This is a genomic window from Streptomyces sp. NPDC092296 (assembly GCF_044755465.1).
Taxonomy (GTDB): Bacteria; Actinomycetota; Actinomycetes; order Streptomycetales; family Streptomycetaceae; genus Peterkaempfera.
This window is the reverse complement of the sequence record NZ_JBIVRB010000001.1, coordinates 845,542-862,831: the sequence shown is the minus strand read 5'-3', so window position 1 is coordinate 862,831 and position 17,290 is coordinate 845,542. Positions and strand designations below refer to the sequence as shown.

Genomic DNA, 17,290 nt, shown 5'->3' with positions numbered 1-17,290 from the left:
TCGTCTGCCTCCGCCTACAGCTTCATCAGGTTGGTGTCGTCGACCGACGCCGAGTGCCGGGTGCGGAAGATGCTGACGATGATCGCCAGGCCCACCACGACCTCGGCGGCCGCGACCACCATGGTGAAGAACGCGATGATCTGGCCGTCCAGGTTGCCGTGCAGCCGGGAGAAGGTGACCAGCGCCAGGTTGGCGGCGTTCAGCATCAGTTCGATGCACATGAACAGGACGATCGCGTTGCGCCGGACCAGCACCCCGGCGGCGCCGATGGTGAAGAGCAGCGCCGCGAGGTAGAGGTAGTTCACCGGGTTCACTGCTGCTCAGCCTCCCTTTCGGACGTGGGCTCGGCCGACGAGGGCGTGGTCTCCCGCGCCTCGGTGCGGGCGGCCTCGGCGGCCTCGTCCGCGGCGCCGGAGGTCAGCGGCGCCCGGGGGCTGACCGTGACCCGGCGCGGCGGCGGGGTCCGGCCGAGGTAGTCGGCGGTGGAGCTCTCCAGCTGCTCCATCCGCCGCAGCATGTCCCCGCTGACGTCGCGGATCTGGCCACGGGCGCGCAGCGTCGGGTTGACCGACTCCTCGGAGACCGTGCCGTCGGGCAGCAGGCCGGGGATGTCCACCGCGTTGTGCCGGGCGTAGACGCCGGGGGCCGGCAGCGGGGTGACCTGCACGCCCTCCAGCACCCGCAGCCGGGCCAGCTCGCGCTGGGTGGTGCGCTGCTCGGTGCGCTCGCGGTGGGTGAGCACCATGGCGCCGATGGCGGCGGTGATCAGCAGGGCGCCGGTGACCTCGAAGGCCCAGACGTACCGGGTGAAGATCAGCTTGGCCAGGCCCTGGACGTTGCCGCCCGCGTTGGCCTCGGCCAGTCCGGTGAAGGTGCGGAGCCTGGCGTTGGCGATGCCGGCCATCAGCAGGACGCCGAAGCCGATGCCGCAGAGGGCGGCGGCCCAGCGCTGCCCCTTGAGGGTCTCCTTGAGGGAGTCCTCCGAGGTGACGCCGACCAGCATCACCACGAAGAGGAAGAGCATCATGATCGCGCCGGTGTAGACGACGATCTGGACGACACCCAGGAAGACCGCGCCCTGCGCCATGTAGCAGATGGCCAGGGCGAGCATGGTGCCGGCCAGGCACAGTGCGCTGTGCACGGCCTTGCGCATGGTGACCATGCCGAGGGCGCCGCCGACCGCGATCACGGCGAGGACCCAGAACTGCACCGCCTCGCCGGTGGAGGTGGTGCCGGTGGCGGCGGCTGCCGCCAGGTGGACGGTGCTCATCCCTGGCTCGCCTCCTCCTGCGGCTGCTCGCCCCTGCTGCGCGCGACCTGGGTCTCGGTGCCGGGCGCGGCGCCGGTGACCTGGCCCCGGTAGTAGTCGCCCTCGTCGGTGCCCGGGTACATGGCGTGCGGCGGCGGGACCATGCCGTCGGTGAGCCCGGCCAGCAGCTGCTCCTTGGTGAAGATCAGGTCGGCGCGGCTGCTGTCGGCGAGCTCGTACTCGTTGGTCATCGTCAGCGCCCGGGTGGGGCACGCCTCGATGCAGAGCCCGCAGAGGATGCAGCGGGCGTAGTTGATCTGGTACACCGCGCCGTACCGCTCACCGGGGGAGTAGCGCTCCTCCTCGGTGTTGTCGGCGCCCTCCACATAGATGGCGTCGGCGGGACAGGCCCAGGCGCACAGCTCGCAGCCGATGCACTTCTCCAGCCCGTCCGGGTGCCGGTTGAGCTGGTGGCGGCCGTGGAAGCGGGGTGCGGTGTCCTTCTTCTGCTCCGGGTACTGCTCGGTCAGGCGCTTTTTGAACATGGCCTTGAAGGTCACGCCGAAACCGGCGGCCGGGCCCAACATGTCAGGCACCGTCGGCTCCCTTCGGGTTGGAGGTGCCGCCGCCCACGGCGGCGGGTTCGCCGGGCTCCTCGACCTGCGCCGGTGGCGCGTCGACCGGTCCGCTCCCACCGGCGACGCGGCTGCGGCGGCGCGGTACGGGCGGCAGCTGCTGACCGGGCAGCGGCGGCACCGGGAAGCCGCCGGCCATCGGGTCGAAGACCTCCGGCGGCCGGTGCTGCTCGGGGCGGTCGCGGTGCCGGAAGACGTCCCAGACCAGCGAGAGCAGCAGGATCGCGATCAGTGGCGCCCCGATGTAGAGCACGACCCTGCCGAAGTCGTAGCCCTCGTTGCGCAGCGCCCTGACGGTGGCGACCATCACCAGCCAGACCAGCGAGACCGGGATCAGGACCTTCCAGCCGAGCTTCATGAACTGGTCGTAGCGCAGCCGGGGCAGCGTGCCGCGCAGCCAGATGAAGAAGAACAGCAGCAGCTGGATCTTGATGACGATCCAGAGCATCGGCCACCAGCCGTGGTTGGCGCCCTCCCACACCGTGCTGATCGGCCAGGGTGCCCGCCAGCCGCCCAGGAAGAGGGTGGAGGCGACCGCCGAGACGGTGACCATGTTGATGTACTCCGCGAGCATGAACATCGCGAACTTCAGCGAGGAGTACTCGGTGTTGAAGCCGCCGACCAGCTCGCCCTCGGCCTCGGGGAGGTCGAAGGGGGCGCGGTTGGTCTCACCGACCATGGCGATGATGTAGACCAGGAAGGACACCGGTAGCAGGACCGCGAACCAGTGCGGCTGCTGGGCCGAGACGATCTCCGAGGTGGACATCGACTTGGAGTAGATGAAGACGGCCGCGAAGGAGAGGCCCATCGCGATCTCGTACGAGATCATCTGCGCCGCCGAGCGCAGCCCGCCGAGCAGCGGGTAGGTGGAGCCGGAGGACCAGCCGGCCAGCACGATGCCGTAGATCCCGACCGAGGCGGTGGCCAGGATGTACAGCATGCCGATCGGCAGGTCGGTGAGCTGCATGGTGGTCCGGGTGCCGAAGATCGAGATCTGGTGGTCGGCGGGACCGAAGGGGATGACCGCGAAGGCCATGAAGGCGGGGATGACGCAGACGATCGGGGCCAGGATGTAGACGACCTTGTCGGCGCCGGTGACGACCAGGTCCTCCTTGAGGGCCAGCTTCACACCGTCGGCCAGCGACTGGAGCATGCCCCAGGGACCGTGCCGGTTGGGGCCGATCCGCAGCTGCATCCAGGCGACGACCTTGCGCTCCCAGACGATCGCGATCAGCACCGTCACGACCAGGAACGCGAAGGTGAAGACGGCCTTGAGCAGGACCAGCCACCAGGGGTCGGTCCCGAAGAGGCCGAGCCCGTCGCCGGCGGCGGCCAGGGTGGTGGTGGTCATCGGTTCTCCTCCCCGCTGGGGGCCGCGCCGGGGACGGCCGCCTCGGCGGTGGCCGCCGCCAGGGAGACCACCTGGCCGGTGCCGGTGCCCAGCGCCCGCAGGGCGCCGCCGTCGGTGGAGTTCAGCGGAATCCACACGGTGCGGTCGGGCATCTCGTCGGTGACGGCCAGCGGCAGGCTCAGCGACCCGGCCGGGCCGGTGACGGTGATCGGGGTGCCGTCCGCCGCGCCGATCTCGGCGGCGGTGGCCGGCGAGAGGCGGGCGACGGCGGGGTGCCGGGTGCCGGCCAGCGGGGCGTCGCCCTGCTGGAGCACCCCGTTGTCGAGCAGCTGCCGCCAGCCGCCGAGCACCGCCTCGCCGGCACCCGGGCGGGGCAGCGGCTCGGTGGGCGCGGTGGGTGCGGCGGTGTGCGCGCCGGCCCAGGGGCCCAGCGCGTCCAGCTCGCGGCGGGCGGCCGTGAGGTCGGGCAGTCCGAGGTGGACGTCCATGGCGTCGGCCAGCATGGCGAGCACCCGCAGGTCGGCCCGCAGGTGGCGCTGCGTCTGCTGGTCGGGCTTGAGCGCGGCCTCGAAGAGCCGGACCCGGCCCTCCCAGGTGAGGAAGGTGCCGGCCTTCTCCGCGACGGCGGCCACCGGCAGCACCACATCGGCGCGGTCGGTGACGGCGGAGGGCCGCAGCTCCAGGCTGACCAGGAACGGCACCCGGTCCAGCGCCGCCTCGGCGGCGGCCGGGTCGGGCAGGTCGGCGGTCTCCACGCCGCCCACCAGCAGCGCGCCCAGCTCACCGGCGGCTGCGGCGGCCAGCATCCGGCCGGTGTCGCGGCCGGTGCGGGCCGGGATCTCCGCGATGCCCCAGGCGGCGGCGGTCTGCGTGCGGGCGTCGGGGTCGGTGACCGGACGGCCGCCGGGCAGCAGGCCCGGCAGGGCGCCGGCCTCGACCGCGCCCCGCTCGCCGGCCCGGCGCGGCACCCAGGCCAGCCGGGCGCCAGTGGTCGCGGCCAGCCGCAGCGCGGCGGTCAGCGCGCCCGGTACGGCCGCCAGCCGCTCACCGACCAGGATCACCGCGCCTTCGGTGCGCAGCAGTTCGGCGGCCCGGCCGCCGTCGTCGGCCAGCGGCTCGTCACCGCCGAGCGCGGCCAGCCACTCGCCCTCGGTGCCGGGCGCGGCCGGCAGCAGGGCGCCGCCGAGCTTGGCCAGGCCCCGGGAGGTGTGGGTGGCGACCGAGAAGACCTTGAGGCCCTTGCGGCTCGCCTTGCGCAGCCGCAGGAAGACGATCGGGGACTCCTCCTCGGGCTCGAAGCCCGCGAGCAGCACCGCCGGTGCGGCCTCCAGCGTCCGGTACGAGACTCCCGTACCGTCCAGGTCGATGCCGTGCCCGGCGACGGCGGCGGCCAGGAAGTCGGCCTCCTCGGCGCTGTGCGGGCGGGCCCGGAAGTCGACGTCGTTGGTGCCGAGCGCGACCCGGGCGAACTTGGCGTACGCGTACGCGTCCTCGACCGTGGCCCGGCCGCCGACCAGCACGCCCGCCCCGGAGCCGCCGCGTGCGGCGGCCAGCCCGGCGGCGGCCCGCTCCAGCGCCTCCGGCCAGGAGGCGGGGACCAGCTCGCCGCTCTCCGGGTCGCGGACCAGCGGGGTGGTCAGCCGGTCACGCTGCTGCGCGTACCGGAAGGCGAAGCGGCCCTTGTCGCAGTTCCACTCCTCGTTGACCTCCGGGTCGTCCCCGGCGAGCCGCCGCAGCACCTTGCCGCGCCGGTGGTCGGTGCGGATGGCGCAGCCCGAGGAGCAGTGCTCGCAGACCCCGGGCGAGGAGGTGAGGTCGAACGGCCGCGACCGGAAGCGGTACGCGGCGGAGGTGAGCGCGCCCACCGGGCAGATCTGGATGGTGTTGCCGGAGAAGTACGACCGGAAGTCGTCGCCCTCGCCGATGCCCACCTGCTGGAGGGCGCCGCGCTCCACCAGGTCGATGAAGGGGTCGCCGGCGATCTGCTGGGAGAAGCGGGTGCAGCGGGCGCAGAGCACGCAGCGCTCGCGGTCCAGCAGCACCTGGGTGGAGATGTTGACGGGCTTGGGGAAGGTCCGCTTGTGGCCCTCGAAGCGGCTGTCGGCCTGCCCGGTGGACATCGCCTGGTTCTGCAGCGGGCATTCGCCGCCCTTGTCGCAGACCGGGCAGTCCAGCGGGTGGTTGATCAGCAGCAGCTCCATCACGCCGCGCTGGGCCTTCTCCGCGACCGGCGAGCTGTACTGGGTCTTGACGACCATGCCGTCGGTGCAGGTGGTGGTGCAGGAGGCCAGCGGCTTGCGCTGCCCCTCCACCTCCACGATGCACTGGCGGCAGGCGCCGGCCGGGTCCAGCAGCGGGTGGTCGCAGAACCGGGGGATCTGGACGCCGATCAGCTCGGCGGCGCGGATCACCAGGGTGCCCTTGGGCACCTGGAGTTCGACGCCGTCGATGGTGACGGACACGAGGTCTTCCGGTGGCGGGGCCGCAGCCGTCCCGGAGGGAGTGCCGGTGGTGACGGTCATTTAGGCGAGCACCCCCTTCTCCTGAGCGGGCTGGTGGGCGGCTGATCCGTGCGGGCCCTGCTGCCGGTCGGCCCAGACGGTGGACGCCGCCGGGTCGAGGGGGCAGCCGCGCCCGGTGATGTGCTGCTCGTACTCCTCGCGGAAGTACTGCAACGAGGAGGTGATCGGGCTGGCGGCGCCGTCACCGAGGGCGCAGAAGGACTTGCCGAAGATGTTGTCGGCGATGTCCAGCAGCTTGTCGAGGTCGGCGGCGGTGCCCTGGCCGGCCTCGATCCGGCGCATCAGCTGCACCAGCCAGTAGGTGCCCTCGCGGCAGGGGGTGCACTTGCCGCAGGACTCATGGGCGTAGAACTCGGTCCACCGGGTGACCGCGCGGACCACGCAGGTGGTCTCGTCGAAGACCTGGAGCGCCTTGGTGCCGAGCATCGAACCGGCCGCGCCGACGCCCTCGTAGTCCAGCGGCACGTCCAGGTGCTGGTCGGTGAACATCGGGGTGGAGGAGCCGCCCGGGGTCCAGAACTTCAGCCGGTGGCCCTCGCGTACGCCGCCGCTCATGTCCAGCAGCTGCCGCAGTGTGATGCCGAGCGGGGCCTCGTACTGGCCGGGGTTGGTGACATGGCCGGAGAGCGAGTACAGCGTGAAGCCGGGGGACTTCTCGCTGCCCAGCGAGCGGAACCACTCCTTGCCCCGGTGCAGGATGGCCGGGACGGAGGCGATGGACTCCACGTTGTTGACCACGGTCGGGCAGGCGTACAGACCGGCGATGGCGGGGAACGGCGGCCGGAGCCTGGGCTGGCCGCGGCGGCCCTCCAGGGAGTCCAGCAGCGCGGTCTCCTCACCGCAGATGTACGCGCCCGCGCCGGCGTGCACGGTGATGTCCAGGTCGAAGCCGGAGCCCTGGATGTCCTTGCCGAGCAGGCCCGCCGCGTACGCCTCGGCGACCGCCGACTGGAGGCGGCGCAGCACCGGGACGACCTCGCCGCGCAGGTAGATGAAGGCGTGGTTGCAGCGGATCGCGTAGGAGGCGATCACCATGCCCTCGATCAGCGAGTGCGGGTTGGCGAAGAGCAGCGGGATGTCCTTGCAGGTGCCGGGCTCCGACTCGTCGGCGTTGACGACGAGGTAGTGCGGCTTGCCGTCGCCCTGCGGGATGAACTGCCACTTCATGCCGGTGGGGAAGCCGGCGCCGCCCCGGCCGCGCAGCCCGGCCTCCTTGACCAGGGCGATCAGGTCGTCGGGGGCCATCCGCAGGGCGGCTGCCAGGCCCTGGTAGCCGTCGTGGCGGCGGTAGGTGTCCAGTGTCCAGGGGCGGTCGGCGTCCCAGGTGTCGGAGAGGACCGGGGTGAGCAGCTTCTCCGGACCCACGTCTCCGACCAGGGTGTCGGCGGTCATCGGCCCTCACTCCCTTCCGGGGCGGCGGGGTGCGCGGGGTCCGACAGCGCGGTGTCCTGCGGGGCGTCGCTCGAGGACGGGGTGCCCTCGGACGGCTCCGCGGGGGTGTGGGCGCCGTGCCGGGGGGAGACGACCTTGGCGCCGCCGGTGCCGGGCAGGGTCTCGCCGCGGGCGAGCCGCAGGCCGGCCAGCGAGGGGGCGCCGCCGGCGCCGGAGGCGTCGACCGCGCCGGCCCGCTCGTCCGGGAACCCGGCCAGGATGCGGGCCGTTTCCTTGAATGTGCACAGTGCCGCGCCCCGGGTGGGGGTGACCTGGTGACCGGCCCGCAGGTCGTCGACGAGCTGCTTGACGCTCTCCGGGGTCTGGTTGTCGAAGAACTCCCAGTTGACCATCACCACGGGGGCGTAGTCGCAGGCCGCGTTGCACTCGATGTGCTCGACCGAGATCGCGCCGTCCTCGGTGGTCTCGTTGTTCTCGACGCCGAGGTGCTCCTTGAGTTCGGCGAAGATCTGGTCGCCGCCGAGCACCGCGCACAGGGTGTTGGTGCACACCCCGACGTGGTACTGCCCGGCGGGCTTGCGCCGGTACATGGTGTAGAAGGTCGCGACGGCGGTGACCTCGGCGGTGGTGAGCGACAGCTGCTCGGCGCAGAAGCGGATGCCGGTGGGGCTGACGTAGCCCTCCTCCGCCTGCACCAGGTGGAGCAGCGGCAGCAGCGCCGACCTGGCGACCGGGTAGCGGCCGATCAGCTCCTTGGCGTCCACCTCCAGCCGGGCCCGCACCTCCGGTGCGAAGTCGGGGGCCGGCAGCGCCGGCATCCCCAGTCCGACGGCCTGTGACACTGGCCGGGTCTCGTGTGTGGTCACCGGTCCACGCCTCCCATCACCGGGTCGATGCCGGCCACCGCGACGATGACGTCGGCGACCTGGCCGCCCTCGCACATCGCCGCCATGGACTGCAGGTTGGTGAACGACGGGTCGCGGAAGTGGACCCGGAACGGCCGGGTGCCGCCGTCGCTCACGGCGTGCACGCCCAGCTCGCCCTTGGGCGACTCCACGGCCGCGTACGCCTGCCCGGCCGGGACGCGGAAGCCCTCGGTCACGAGCTTGAAGTGGTGGATCAGGGCCTCCATGGAGGTGCCCATGATGGTGCGGATGTGGTCCAGCGAGTTGCCCATGCCGTCGGGGCCGACGGCGAGCTGGGCGGGCCAGGCGATCTTCTTGTCCGCGACCATCACCGGGCCCGGCGCCAGCCGGTCCAGGCACTGCTCGACGATCCGCAGCGACTGCCGCATCTCCTCCAGCCGGATCAGGAAGCGGCCGTAGGAGTCGCAGCTGTCGGCGGTGGCGACCTCGAAGTCGTAGTTCTCGTAGCCGCAGTACGGCTCGGACTTGCGCAGGTCGTGCGGCAGGCCGGTGGAGCGCAGGATCGGCCCGGTGACGCCGAGCGCCATGCAGCCGGCCAGGTCGAGGTGGCCGACGTCGACCAGCCGGGCCTTGAAGACCGGGTTGTCGGTGGCGAGCTTGTCGTACTCCGGCATCCGGGTGCGCAGCAGCTTGATGCCCTCGCGGATCTGGTCGACCGCGCCGGGCGGCAGGTCCTGGGCCAGGCCGCCGGGGCGGACGTACGCGTGGTTCATCCGCAGGCCGGTGATCAGCTCGAAGATGTCCAGGATGATCTCGCGGTCGCGGAAGCCGTAGATCATCAGCGTGGTGGAGCCGATCTCCATGCCGCCGGTGGCCAGGCAGACCAGGTGCGAGGAGATCCGGTTGAGCTCCATCATCAGCACCCGGATGACGGTGGCCCGGTCCGGGACCTGGTCGGTGATGCCGAGCAGCTTCTCCACCGCGAGGCAGTACGCCGTCTCATTGAAGATCGGCGTCAGGTAGTCCATCCGCGTGACGAAGGTGGTGCCCTGCGTCCAGTTGCGGAACTCCATGTTCTTCTCGATGCCGGTGTGCAGGTAGCCGATGCCGCAGCGGGCCTCGGTCACCGTCTCGCCGTCGATCTCCAGGATGAGGCGGAGCACGCCGTGGGTGGACGGGTGCTGCGGGCCCATGTTGACGATGATCCGCTCGTCGTCCGCCCGACCCGCTGCCGCCGCCACGACCTGGTCCCAGTCGCCGCCGGTGACGGTGAAGACCCGTCCCTCGGTGGTCTCCCGGGCACCGGCCTCGGCCGCTGCCTCTGTGTGCATATCGGTCATCAGGAGTACGACCTCCGCTGGTCGGGAGCCGGGATCTGGGCGCCCTTGTACTCCACGGGGATGCCGCCCAGGGGGTAGTCCTTGCGCTGCGGGTGGCCCAGCCAGTCGTCCGGCATCATGATCCGGGTGAGGGCGGGGTGGCCGTCGAAGACGATGCCGAAGAAGTCGTACGCCTCGCGCTCGTGCCAGTCGTTGGTCGGGTAGATCGCGACGGTGGACGGGATGTGCGGGTCCGCGTCGGGCGCCGAGACCTCCACCCGGATCAGCCGGCCGTGGGTGATCGAGCGCAGCGGGTAGACCGCGTGCAGCTCATGGCCCTCGTCCCCGGGGTAGTGGACGCCGCTCACGCCGAGGCAGAGCTCGAAGCGCAGCGCCGGGTCGTCGCGCAGGGTGCGTGCCACCTGGGTCAGGTGCTCGCGGCGGATGTGGAAGGTCAGCTCGCCCCGGTCCACCACGGTCTTCTCGATCGCCTCGGCGGGGCCGACGCCCTGGCCGGCGGCGGCCTGCTCCTCAAGCGCGCCCTCCAGCTCGTCGGCGACCTCGTCGAACCAGCCGCCGTACGGGCGGGTGGCGCCGCCCGGCAGCACGATCGGCGCCAGCAGCCGGCCGAACCCGGAGGTGTCGCCGGTGCCCTTGTTGCCGAACATGCCCCGGCGGACGCCGATGACCTCGTCCCTGCCGTCTTCGTCGCGCGGGGCCGGCAGGGAGCCGTTCTTCCCCGCATCGCCGTTGGCGCTCACCGCAGCAGCCCCTTCATCTCGATCGTCGGGACCGCCCGCAGCGCCTCTTCCTCGGCCTGCTCCTCCGCCCGTCGGCGGTTGACGCCCAGCTTCTCGTGCTGGATCTTGTCGTGGAGCTTGAGGATCGCGTCCATCAGCATCTCCGGCCGCGGCGGACAGCCGGGCAGGTAGATGTCGACCGGCACGATGTGGTCGACGCCCTGGACGATCGCGTAGTTGTTGAACATGCCGCCCGACGAGGCGCAGACGCCCATCGAGATGACCCACTTGGGGTTCGCCATCTGGTCGTAGACCTGGCGCAGCACCGGGGCCATCTTCTGGCTCACCCGCCCGGCGACGATCATCAGGTCGGCCTGCCGGGGCGAGCCCCGGAAGACCTCCATCCCGAATCGCGCCAGGTCGTAGCGGCCCGCGCCCGTGGTCATCATCTCGATGGCGCAGCAGGCCAGTCCGAAGGTGGCCGGGAACAGGGAGGACTTCCGCACCCATCCCGCGGCGGTCTCGACGCTGGTGAGCAAGAAGCCGCTCGGCAGTTTCTCCTCGATACCCATCTGAATGCCTCTCAGCTAGTCCCACTCAAGACCGCCGCGCCGCCACACATACGCGTAGGCGACGAAGACGGTGGCGATGAAGAGGAGCATCTCGACCAGCCCGAAGATCCCCAGGGCGTCGAAGCTGACCGCCCACGGGTAGAGGAAGACGATCTCGATGTCGAAGACGATGAAGAGCATCGCCGTGAGGTAGTACTTGATCGGGAACCGACCGCCGCCGGCCGGCTGAGGGGTGGGCTCGATGCCGCATTCGTAGGCTTCAAGCTTGGCCCGGTTGTAGCGCTTGGGGCCGGTGAGCGAGGCCATCACGATGGATCCCACCGCGAACGCCGCCGCGATGGCACCGAGTACGAGGATCGGCGCGTAAGCGTTCATACGCTCCCGCTCCCTCCGCAGGTCGTCGTCCTGACTGCAATCGGACCGTTCGGTTCCGGGAGTGTTGATCACCCCATGTGAGGCAGTTCACAAACCCCGGATCGGCTGCATCCTATGCCCGTGCGCATGTGATCTGCGACACGGGGTCGCACACACTCTTTGTGATCTACGCCACCTGATGATTGATCATGAAGTCACACCGGTCGTACGACGGACACTCAGTGCACCGAATCGAACACAACCGGTCATCGAGATTGGCAAAAGCCCTGCTCCAGGGCTCGCTCCTCTATCAAGCAGCTCGCGTCCACAGCAAATTTGAGCGGCCGAAAGCCCCCGTGATAACTGTTCTCACCCACAGACTCGGGCGCTCTGCCGACCCCCTCGGGAGCGCTCCGGCGGGGCCGCCGGCCGCCTTGTGAATCCGGGCGCATGACCGCACCGCCACTACCCCTCGACGGAGCGTGACCCGTCCACTGCGGCGGGTGCCGCCACCGTCTGCGGTGTCGCCTGGTGCTCCGGCCGCGAGATGGCGATCCCCACACCGCCGCTACCGCGAGCCCGGCCCTGGCAGGCCGGCGGCGGATCGGCCGTCGGCCTGCCAGGGCCGGGCTTGTGAATTCGTGCGCATACCCGCACCGCCCCCTCCGGTCGGGTACGCCCGGCGGGCCCGCGCTCAGGCGTTCGGCGCCACCTTGGTGAGGCCGTTGATGATGCGGTCCATGGCGTCGCCGCCGCGCGGGTCGGTCAGGTTGGCGAGCAGCTTGAGCACGAAGCGCATCAGCATCGGGTGGGTCAGACCGCGTTCGGTGGCCAGTCGCATCACCTTGGGGTTGCCGATCAGCTTCACAAAGGCGCGGCCCAGCGTGTAGTAGCCGCCGTACGCCTCCTTGAGCGCCTGCGGGTAGGCCGCGAGCGCCCGCTCCCGCCCGGCGTCGGTGACCCGGGCGTGGGCCTGCACCACCACGTCGGCGGCGAGCTTGCCGGACTCCATCGCATAGGCGATGCCCTCGCCGTTGAAGGGGTTGACCATGCCGCCCGCGTCACCGACCAGCAGCAGGCCGCGGGTGTAGTGCGGCTGCCGGTTGAAGGCCATCGGCAGCGCCGCGCCGCGGATCGGCTCGGTCATGTTCTCCGGGGTGTAGCCCCACTCCTCGGGCATGTTGGCGCACCAGGACTTCAGCAGCTCGCGGTAGTCGATGTCGCCGAAGGAGGAGGTGGTGTTGAGCAGGCCCAGGCCGACGTTGCTGGTGCCGTCGCCCATGCCGAAGATCCAGCCGTAGCCGGGCATCAGGGTCGCCTCGCCCCGGCGGCGGTCCCACAGCTCCAGCCAGGACTCCAGGTAGTCGTCCTGGTGGCGCGGGCTGGTGAAGTACGTCCGGTACGCGACGCCCATCGGCCGGTCCTCACGCCGGTGCAGGCCCATGGAGAGCGACAGCCGGGTGGAGTTGCCGTCGGCGGCGACCACCAGCGGCGCGGTGAAGAGCACCGGCCGCTTCTCCTCGCCCAGCTTGGCGGTCACCCCGGTGATCCGGCCGGTGCGGTCGTCCAGCACCGGGCCGGTGACATTGGCCCGCTCGTACAGCCGCGCGCCGGCCTTCTGCGCCTGCCGGGCCAGCAGCTCGTCGAAGTCGGCGCGCTTGCGGACCAGGCCGTAGTCGGGGAAGGCCGCCAGATCCGGCCAGTCCAGCTCCAGGCGTACGCCGCCGCCGATGATCCGCAGGCCCTTGTTGTGCAGCCAGCCCGCCTCCTCGGAGACGTCGATGCCCATGTCCACCAGCTGCTTGACCGCGCGCGGGGTCAGGCCGTCGCCGCAGACCTTCTCCCGGGGGAAGGCGGACTTCTCCAGCAGCAGCACATCCAGGCCGGACTTGGCCAGGTGGTACGCGGTCGTCGCCCCGGCGGGTCCGGCGCCGACCACGATCACGTCGGCGGTGCCCTCGACGGGCTCGTCCGGCTTCGCGGCGGTGGCGTCGGCAGCTGCGGTATCGGTCACGGTCGGCACTCCTGGCTGCTGTCTGCTGGCTGCGGGTCTGGCTGCTGGATCTGGCTGCTGGATCTGCGGTTGGGTCTGGCGGCTGGTCTGGCTGGTCTCGGTCCGACTGTCCGGGGCCTGACTGGGCATCCGACCGGACCCGAGCCAGTCTATGGGGCCGACCGTCCGGCCACGGGACCGGCCGCCCGCAGAGCCGGTCGGGCGTCAGCCGGGTCGCGTACGGCGAGCCCCGGCACCCGGGGGCGCGGCGTGCAGTGTGCTGGACGGGCAACCCAGCCCTGGACACCCCAGCCACGGAGGCGCCGCCCGATGAGTTCCGCCCTGTCCTCGCAGACCCCGCCCGGCGAGCCCGAACCCGGGCCCCGCCCCAGGGCCTTCCTCGGCGAGCTGCGCGACGCGGTCAGCCTGCGAACCCTCGCGCTGATGACGGGCGTGCTGCTGCTGCAACTCGGCTTCATCGTCTCGTACATCGGCGCCTTCCACTCCCCCACCCCGCACCGGGTCCCGGTGGCGGTGGTGGCGCCGCCGCAGGTCACCCGGCAGGTGGTCCCGCTGCTCAACGGCCTGCCCGGCCACCCGGCCAGCGCGAGCGCCGCACCGTCCGAGGCGGCGGCCCGCGCCCGGCTGCTGGACCGCCGGGTGGACGCCGTGCTGCTGGTGGACGCCACCGGCAGCACCGACCGGCTGCTGGTCGCCTCGGCCGGCGGCCCGGCGGTCTCCGAGACCGCCACCCAGGTCGCCCGGCAGATCGAGAAGGGCCGACACCGCACGGTCACCATCACCGACATCCGGCCGCCCACCCCGGCCGACGGGCGCGGACTGTCCGCCTTCTACCTGGTGGTCGGCTGGATGGTCGGCGGCTACCTGGCGTCCTCGCTGCTGTCGATCAGCGCGGGCGCGCGACCGGCCAACACCCACCGGGCACTGATCCGGCTGCTCACCATGGCGGTGTACGCGGTGTGCTCCGGGCTAGCCGGGGCGATCATCGTGGACCCGGTCTTCCACGCCCTGCCGCAGCACTTCACGGCCCTGTGGGGGATCGGCGCCCTGGTGGTCTTCGCGGCCGCCGCCGGCGCCATGGCCCTACAGATCCTGTTCGGCACCATCGGCATCGGCGTCGCCGTGCTGCTCTTCGTGGTGCTGGGCAACCCCAGCGCGGGCGGCCCCTACCCCTCCGTACTGCTGCCGCCGTTCTGGCGGGTCATCGGCCCGGCGCTGCCGCCCGGCGCGGGCACCACCGCCGTACGCAACACCGTCTACTTCGCCGGCCACGCCACCGCCGGCCCGCTCTGGGTCCTCGCCGCCTGGGCCGCCGGCGGCATCCTGGTCACCCTGCTCGCCTCCCTCCGCCACGACCGCCGCCACCCCCGCCCCAACCCCACAAGCACCACCGCGACCACCACGCCCTGACCGGGCCGCCGCAGACCTCGCGGCCCGGCAGCCCGGTGAGTTCGCCGGGGTCAGTCCCCGGTGTACAGACGGTCCAGGTCCACGAGCTGGACCGCCCGGTCCCGGCGGGCCACCTCTCGCAGCTCATCGCTGAATCCGGCACCGCTGAAGCACAGCAGCCGGGTCCGCTCGGCCTGGACACCGCCACGGCTCCGCAGCAGCGTACGGATACGGTCGAGGCGTTGCAGCTGCCCGAGTCCCATGACCTCGTTCCACTTCGCCCCGCCGATGGCGAGCAGGACTTCGCGCCCGTCCTCGTCGCGGCCGAAGGCGGCCAGGTCGACTTCGTGGCTGACCCTGGCGACGGGGTCGGGGACGGTCCCGGACTCCACCCGGGTGCGCCGACCGCCCAGGGTGTCGGCGCCGGCGTACCAGCGGGCCCAGGTTCGGCAGAGGTCTTCGAAGTGGGGGCCGACGACCTTGCTGCGGAAGGTGGCCTGCGAACGCTCCCACACCGCGGCGGCCTGGCCGGGGCGCTCCAAATCGCTCCACTCGGGACGCATCAGCGCGTGGTAGAAGGTCAGGATGGGCTCTGCGATGCGGTAGGCGGAGCGCTTGCCGTGGAAGGCGTCCGCCGCCCGGACGATCATGCCGGTGTCCTCCAGCACCGTCAGCGCATGGCCGAGGTCGGTGGACTTGCGCTCCAGGAAACCCGCGATCCCGCCGCGTGTGTGGTTGCCCTGGGCAATCGCGGCGAGCACCCCGTGGTACAGCGCGGTGTCCCTCAGGTCGGGCTCCTCCGCCAGCAGAAAGCGAGCCTCGCGGAAGAGCGGGCGGCTCGGGTTGAGCACATTGCGGAGCACCCACGGGCCGAAGTCGTCCAGGTCCACGGGGGCATCGCCGAGGACGAACTCACGGCGGTAGGCCGGGGTGCCGCCGACCACGGAGTTGACCAGCACTGCCAGTCGCGGGTCCGCGAGGCCCCAGAAGCGGGCCGCCGGCCGGAAGTCCAGCGTCGGCACGACCAGCTCCAGACCGGCCCGGCCACGCAGCGGGGCGGTCCCGGACAGCAGGCTCCCCATGAACGACAGCGCCGACCCGCAGAGCAGCAGCCGCACCGGCCCGCTCTCCTGACGCGCCTGCGGCCCCAGGGCCCGCTGCAGCAGTGACGGCAGTTCGGGGGACGCCTTCGCAAGGAAGGGGAACTCGTCCAGCACCACGACCTGCGGTCCGCCGCCCCGGTCGGCCAGCCCCATCAGCCCGATGACCGCTTCCTCCCAGTGCGCGAACCGGTACGGGACCTGCCGCCCTTCGAAGCGGGCCAGCGCGGTTCCGAACTGGCGCAACGACTCCGCCTCGGTCGCCTCGCTCGCGGCGAAGAAGAAGCCCCCGGTCGCCCGGCACAATCCGTCCAGCAGGAACGTCTTGCCCTGCCGCCGCCGACCCGAGACCACTCCCAGCGTCGGTTCCGACCCCGGATAGCAGGCGAACCGCGCCAGTTCGCTCCACTCGAAGTCCCGGTCGAACATCTCCGCCGGCTTGTCCATCACATCTCCCAGGCAATGATGAGTACATCTATTATAAGTGTCTTCATCATTGGGCGGGGCAACGTCGGCGCCCGGGTGTCGGGGGTTGCGCCTCACGTTGCGTGAGGGCGCATGGTGGGCGGTATGAGCACCGAACGGACCTGGAAAGTGGGCCCGTTGGCCGAGGCCAGCGGGCTGACCGTACGCACCCTGCACCACTGGGACGGGATCGGGCTGCTGAGCCCGTCCCGGCGGACCGCGGCCGGGCATCGGGAGTACACCGAGCGGGACGTGGTCCGGCTGTACCAGGTGCTGGCGCTGCGGCGGCTCGGGCTGGGGTTGGAGAGCATCGCCGTCTGCCTGGACGTGGGGGTGGACCCGGTGCGGCTGATCGGGGAGCACCTGGCGAGCGTGGAGTCGTCCCTGGCCGCCCTGGAGACGCTGCGGCAGCGGCTGACCCGTGTCCGGGACGAGCTGGCCGCCGAGCGGGTGCCGGGGACGGCGGGCCTGTTCGGGGTGCTCCGGGCGATCGGCGGGGTCGGGCCGGACGGTGAGCGGGTGCTGCGGCGCCATCTCGACCCGGACCAGCTCCGGGCGCTGGGCGACCATGCGTCGGCGCTGGGGCCCGCCGCCCACTACCTGCTGGAGGTGGAGTGGCCGGAGCTGTACCGCAGGGCCGAGGAGCTGCGGTCGGCCGGCGTCGATCCGGCCGACTCCCGGGTGCGGCGGCTGGTCCGGCGGATGGACGAGCTGAGCGCCCTGTTCACCGGCGGCGACGCGGCGCTCTCCGGCGCCGTCCGGGCCGCCTGGCGTGCCGACCCGGCCGCACTGGCGGCCACCCCCGACGCCCCCGCCGACGCCTGGCGCGACCTCGCCGGCTACCTCGACCGCGCCCGCGCCCTTGCAGACCGCACCCCCGGAGACCGCACCCCCGGAGACCGCACCCCTGGAGACCACCGATGAACCGCAGTCTGCGTGTCCGCCTGGCCCTGTCCGCCGCCCTGCCCACCCTGGTCGCCCTGCTGGCCTGCGGCACCGTCCTGGCCGCCACCGGCCTGCTCCCCTGGTCCGTCCTCCCGGCGGTGCTGATCGCCCTGGCCGTCCAGGGGGTGGTCACCTACCACCGCCTCGGCGCCGCCCCCGACCGGCGCGACTGAGCCCGGGTACGCGCCGGGGAGCGCGCCCCGACACCGCGTCCCGTACGCACCCGACAGAGGGCGCGGGACAGGTCCGACCTGTCGGTCTTGCGATCAGCCTCACTGCCACAGCCCAGCGATGACAGCCCGTCACGGCAGCACCGCCATCGCGACCGTTTCCGCAGATTTAACCTCGCAGCCCCTTCTGGGCAGGCGTTCTACGCG

Annotated in this window: 16 protein-coding genes; 3 read left to right on the top strand and 13 right to left on the bottom strand. The window is 71.9% G+C overall.

The features are described from left to right. Positions 1-14: 14 nt before the first annotated feature. The 12 genes from nuoK to ACIQGZ_RS03975 form a co-directional block, all read right to left on the bottom strand. The gene (nuoK, locus tag ACIQGZ_RS04030) at positions 15-314 is read right to left on the bottom strand and encodes an NADH-quinone oxidoreductase subunit NuoK (RefSeq protein ID WP_402599184.1); all 300 of its coding nucleotides are present in this window, start codon (positions 312-314) and stop codon (positions 15-17) included. Further along, positions 311-1,270 carry an NADH-quinone oxidoreductase subunit J gene (locus ACIQGZ_RS04025; protein WP_402599183.1) on the bottom strand — a complete coding sequence of 320 codons (960 nt, stop codon included), beginning with the start codon at positions 1,268-1,270 and terminating at the stop codon, positions 311-313. The genes nuoK and ACIQGZ_RS04025 overlap by 4 nt, the downstream gene beginning before the upstream one ends. Next, a complete protein-coding gene (gene nuoI, locus ACIQGZ_RS04020; protein ID WP_402599976.1) occupies positions 1,267-1,836 on the bottom strand; it encodes an NADH-quinone oxidoreductase subunit NuoI in 570 nt (189 codons plus the stop codon). Before nuoI ends, ACIQGZ_RS04025 begins: the two co-directional genes overlap by 4 nt. A 1-nt stretch (position 1,837) precedes the next feature. Then, positions 1,838-3,235, bottom strand: a complete 1,398-nt coding sequence (gene nuoH / locus ACIQGZ_RS04015) for an NADH-quinone oxidoreductase subunit NuoH (RefSeq protein WP_402599182.1) — start codon at positions 3,233-3,235, stop codon at positions 1,838-1,840. Then, a complete protein-coding gene (locus ACIQGZ_RS04010) occupies positions 3,232-5,757 on the bottom strand; it encodes an NADH-quinone oxidoreductase subunit G (RefSeq protein ID WP_402599181.1) in 2,526 nt (841 codons plus the stop codon). Before ACIQGZ_RS04010 ends, nuoH begins: the two co-directional genes overlap by 4 nt. After that, a complete protein-coding gene (gene nuoF / locus ACIQGZ_RS04005) occupies positions 5,758-7,149 on the bottom strand; it encodes an NADH-quinone oxidoreductase subunit NuoF (protein WP_402599179.1) in 1,392 nt (463 codons plus the stop codon). Further along, positions 7,146-7,967 (bottom strand): NADH-quinone oxidoreductase subunit NuoE, encoded by an 822-nt coding sequence (gene nuoE, locus ACIQGZ_RS04000; RefSeq protein ID WP_402599975.1) that lies wholly within the window; start codon positions 7,965-7,967, stop codon positions 7,146-7,148. Before nuoE ends, nuoF begins: the two co-directional genes overlap by 4 nt. A 44-nt stretch (positions 7,968-8,011) precedes the next feature. Beyond that, positions 8,012-9,346 carry an NADH-quinone oxidoreductase subunit D gene (locus ACIQGZ_RS03995; RefSeq protein WP_402599178.1) on the bottom strand — a complete coding sequence of 445 codons (1,335 nt, stop codon included), beginning with the start codon at positions 9,344-9,346 and terminating at the stop codon, positions 8,012-8,014. Positions 9,347-9,354: 8 nt separating this feature from the next. After that, positions 9,355-10,059, bottom strand: coding sequence for an NADH-quinone oxidoreductase subunit C (locus tag ACIQGZ_RS03990; RefSeq protein ID WP_402599974.1), 705 nt, complete (start codon positions 10,057-10,059; stop codon positions 9,355-9,357). A gap of 32 nt (positions 10,060-10,091) precedes the next feature. After that, the gene (locus ACIQGZ_RS03985; protein ID WP_055588768.1) at positions 10,092-10,646 is read right to left on the bottom strand and encodes an NADH-quinone oxidoreductase subunit B family protein; all 555 of its coding nucleotides are present in this window, start codon (positions 10,644-10,646) and stop codon (positions 10,092-10,094) included. A 15-nt stretch (positions 10,647-10,661) separates the two neighbouring features. Beyond that, positions 10,662-11,021, bottom strand: coding sequence for an NADH-quinone oxidoreductase subunit A (locus tag ACIQGZ_RS03980; RefSeq protein ID WP_055588767.1), 360 nt, complete (start codon positions 11,019-11,021; stop codon positions 10,662-10,664). 673 nt (positions 11,022-11,694) lie between these two features. Further along, positions 11,695-13,014 carry a geranylgeranyl reductase family protein gene (locus tag ACIQGZ_RS03975; RefSeq protein WP_402599177.1) on the bottom strand — a complete coding sequence of 440 codons (1,320 nt, stop codon included), beginning with the start codon at positions 13,012-13,014 and terminating at the stop codon, positions 11,695-11,697. A 309-nt stretch (positions 13,015-13,323) separates the two neighbouring features. On the opposite strand from ACIQGZ_RS03975, the gene ACIQGZ_RS03970 reads away from it, so the two are divergent. Further along, positions 13,324-14,424, top strand: a complete 1,101-nt coding sequence (locus ACIQGZ_RS03970) for a DUF3533 domain-containing protein (RefSeq protein ID WP_402599175.1) — start codon at positions 13,324-13,326, stop codon at positions 14,422-14,424. A gap of 50 nt (positions 14,425-14,474) precedes the next feature. Here the strand turns inward: ACIQGZ_RS03970 and ACIQGZ_RS03965 are convergent, their stop codons facing one another. Beyond that, positions 14,475-15,950 carry an ATP-binding protein gene (locus ACIQGZ_RS03965; RefSeq protein WP_402599174.1) on the bottom strand — a complete coding sequence of 492 codons (1,476 nt, stop codon included), beginning with the start codon at positions 15,948-15,950 and terminating at the stop codon, positions 14,475-14,477. A gap of 123 nt (positions 15,951-16,073) precedes the next feature. Between ACIQGZ_RS03965 and ACIQGZ_RS03960 the strand changes: the two genes are divergently transcribed. Further along, complete coding sequence (locus ACIQGZ_RS03960) at positions 16,074-16,892, top strand: MerR family transcriptional regulator (RefSeq protein WP_402599173.1); 819 nt, start codon at positions 16,074-16,076, stop codon at positions 16,890-16,892. Next, positions 16,889-17,086 (top strand): hypothetical protein, encoded by a 198-nt coding sequence (locus ACIQGZ_RS03955; RefSeq protein WP_402599172.1) that lies wholly within the window; start codon positions 16,889-16,891, stop codon positions 17,084-17,086. Before ACIQGZ_RS03960 ends, ACIQGZ_RS03955 begins: the two co-directional genes overlap by 4 nt. Positions 17,087-17,290: the final 204 nt, after the last annotated feature.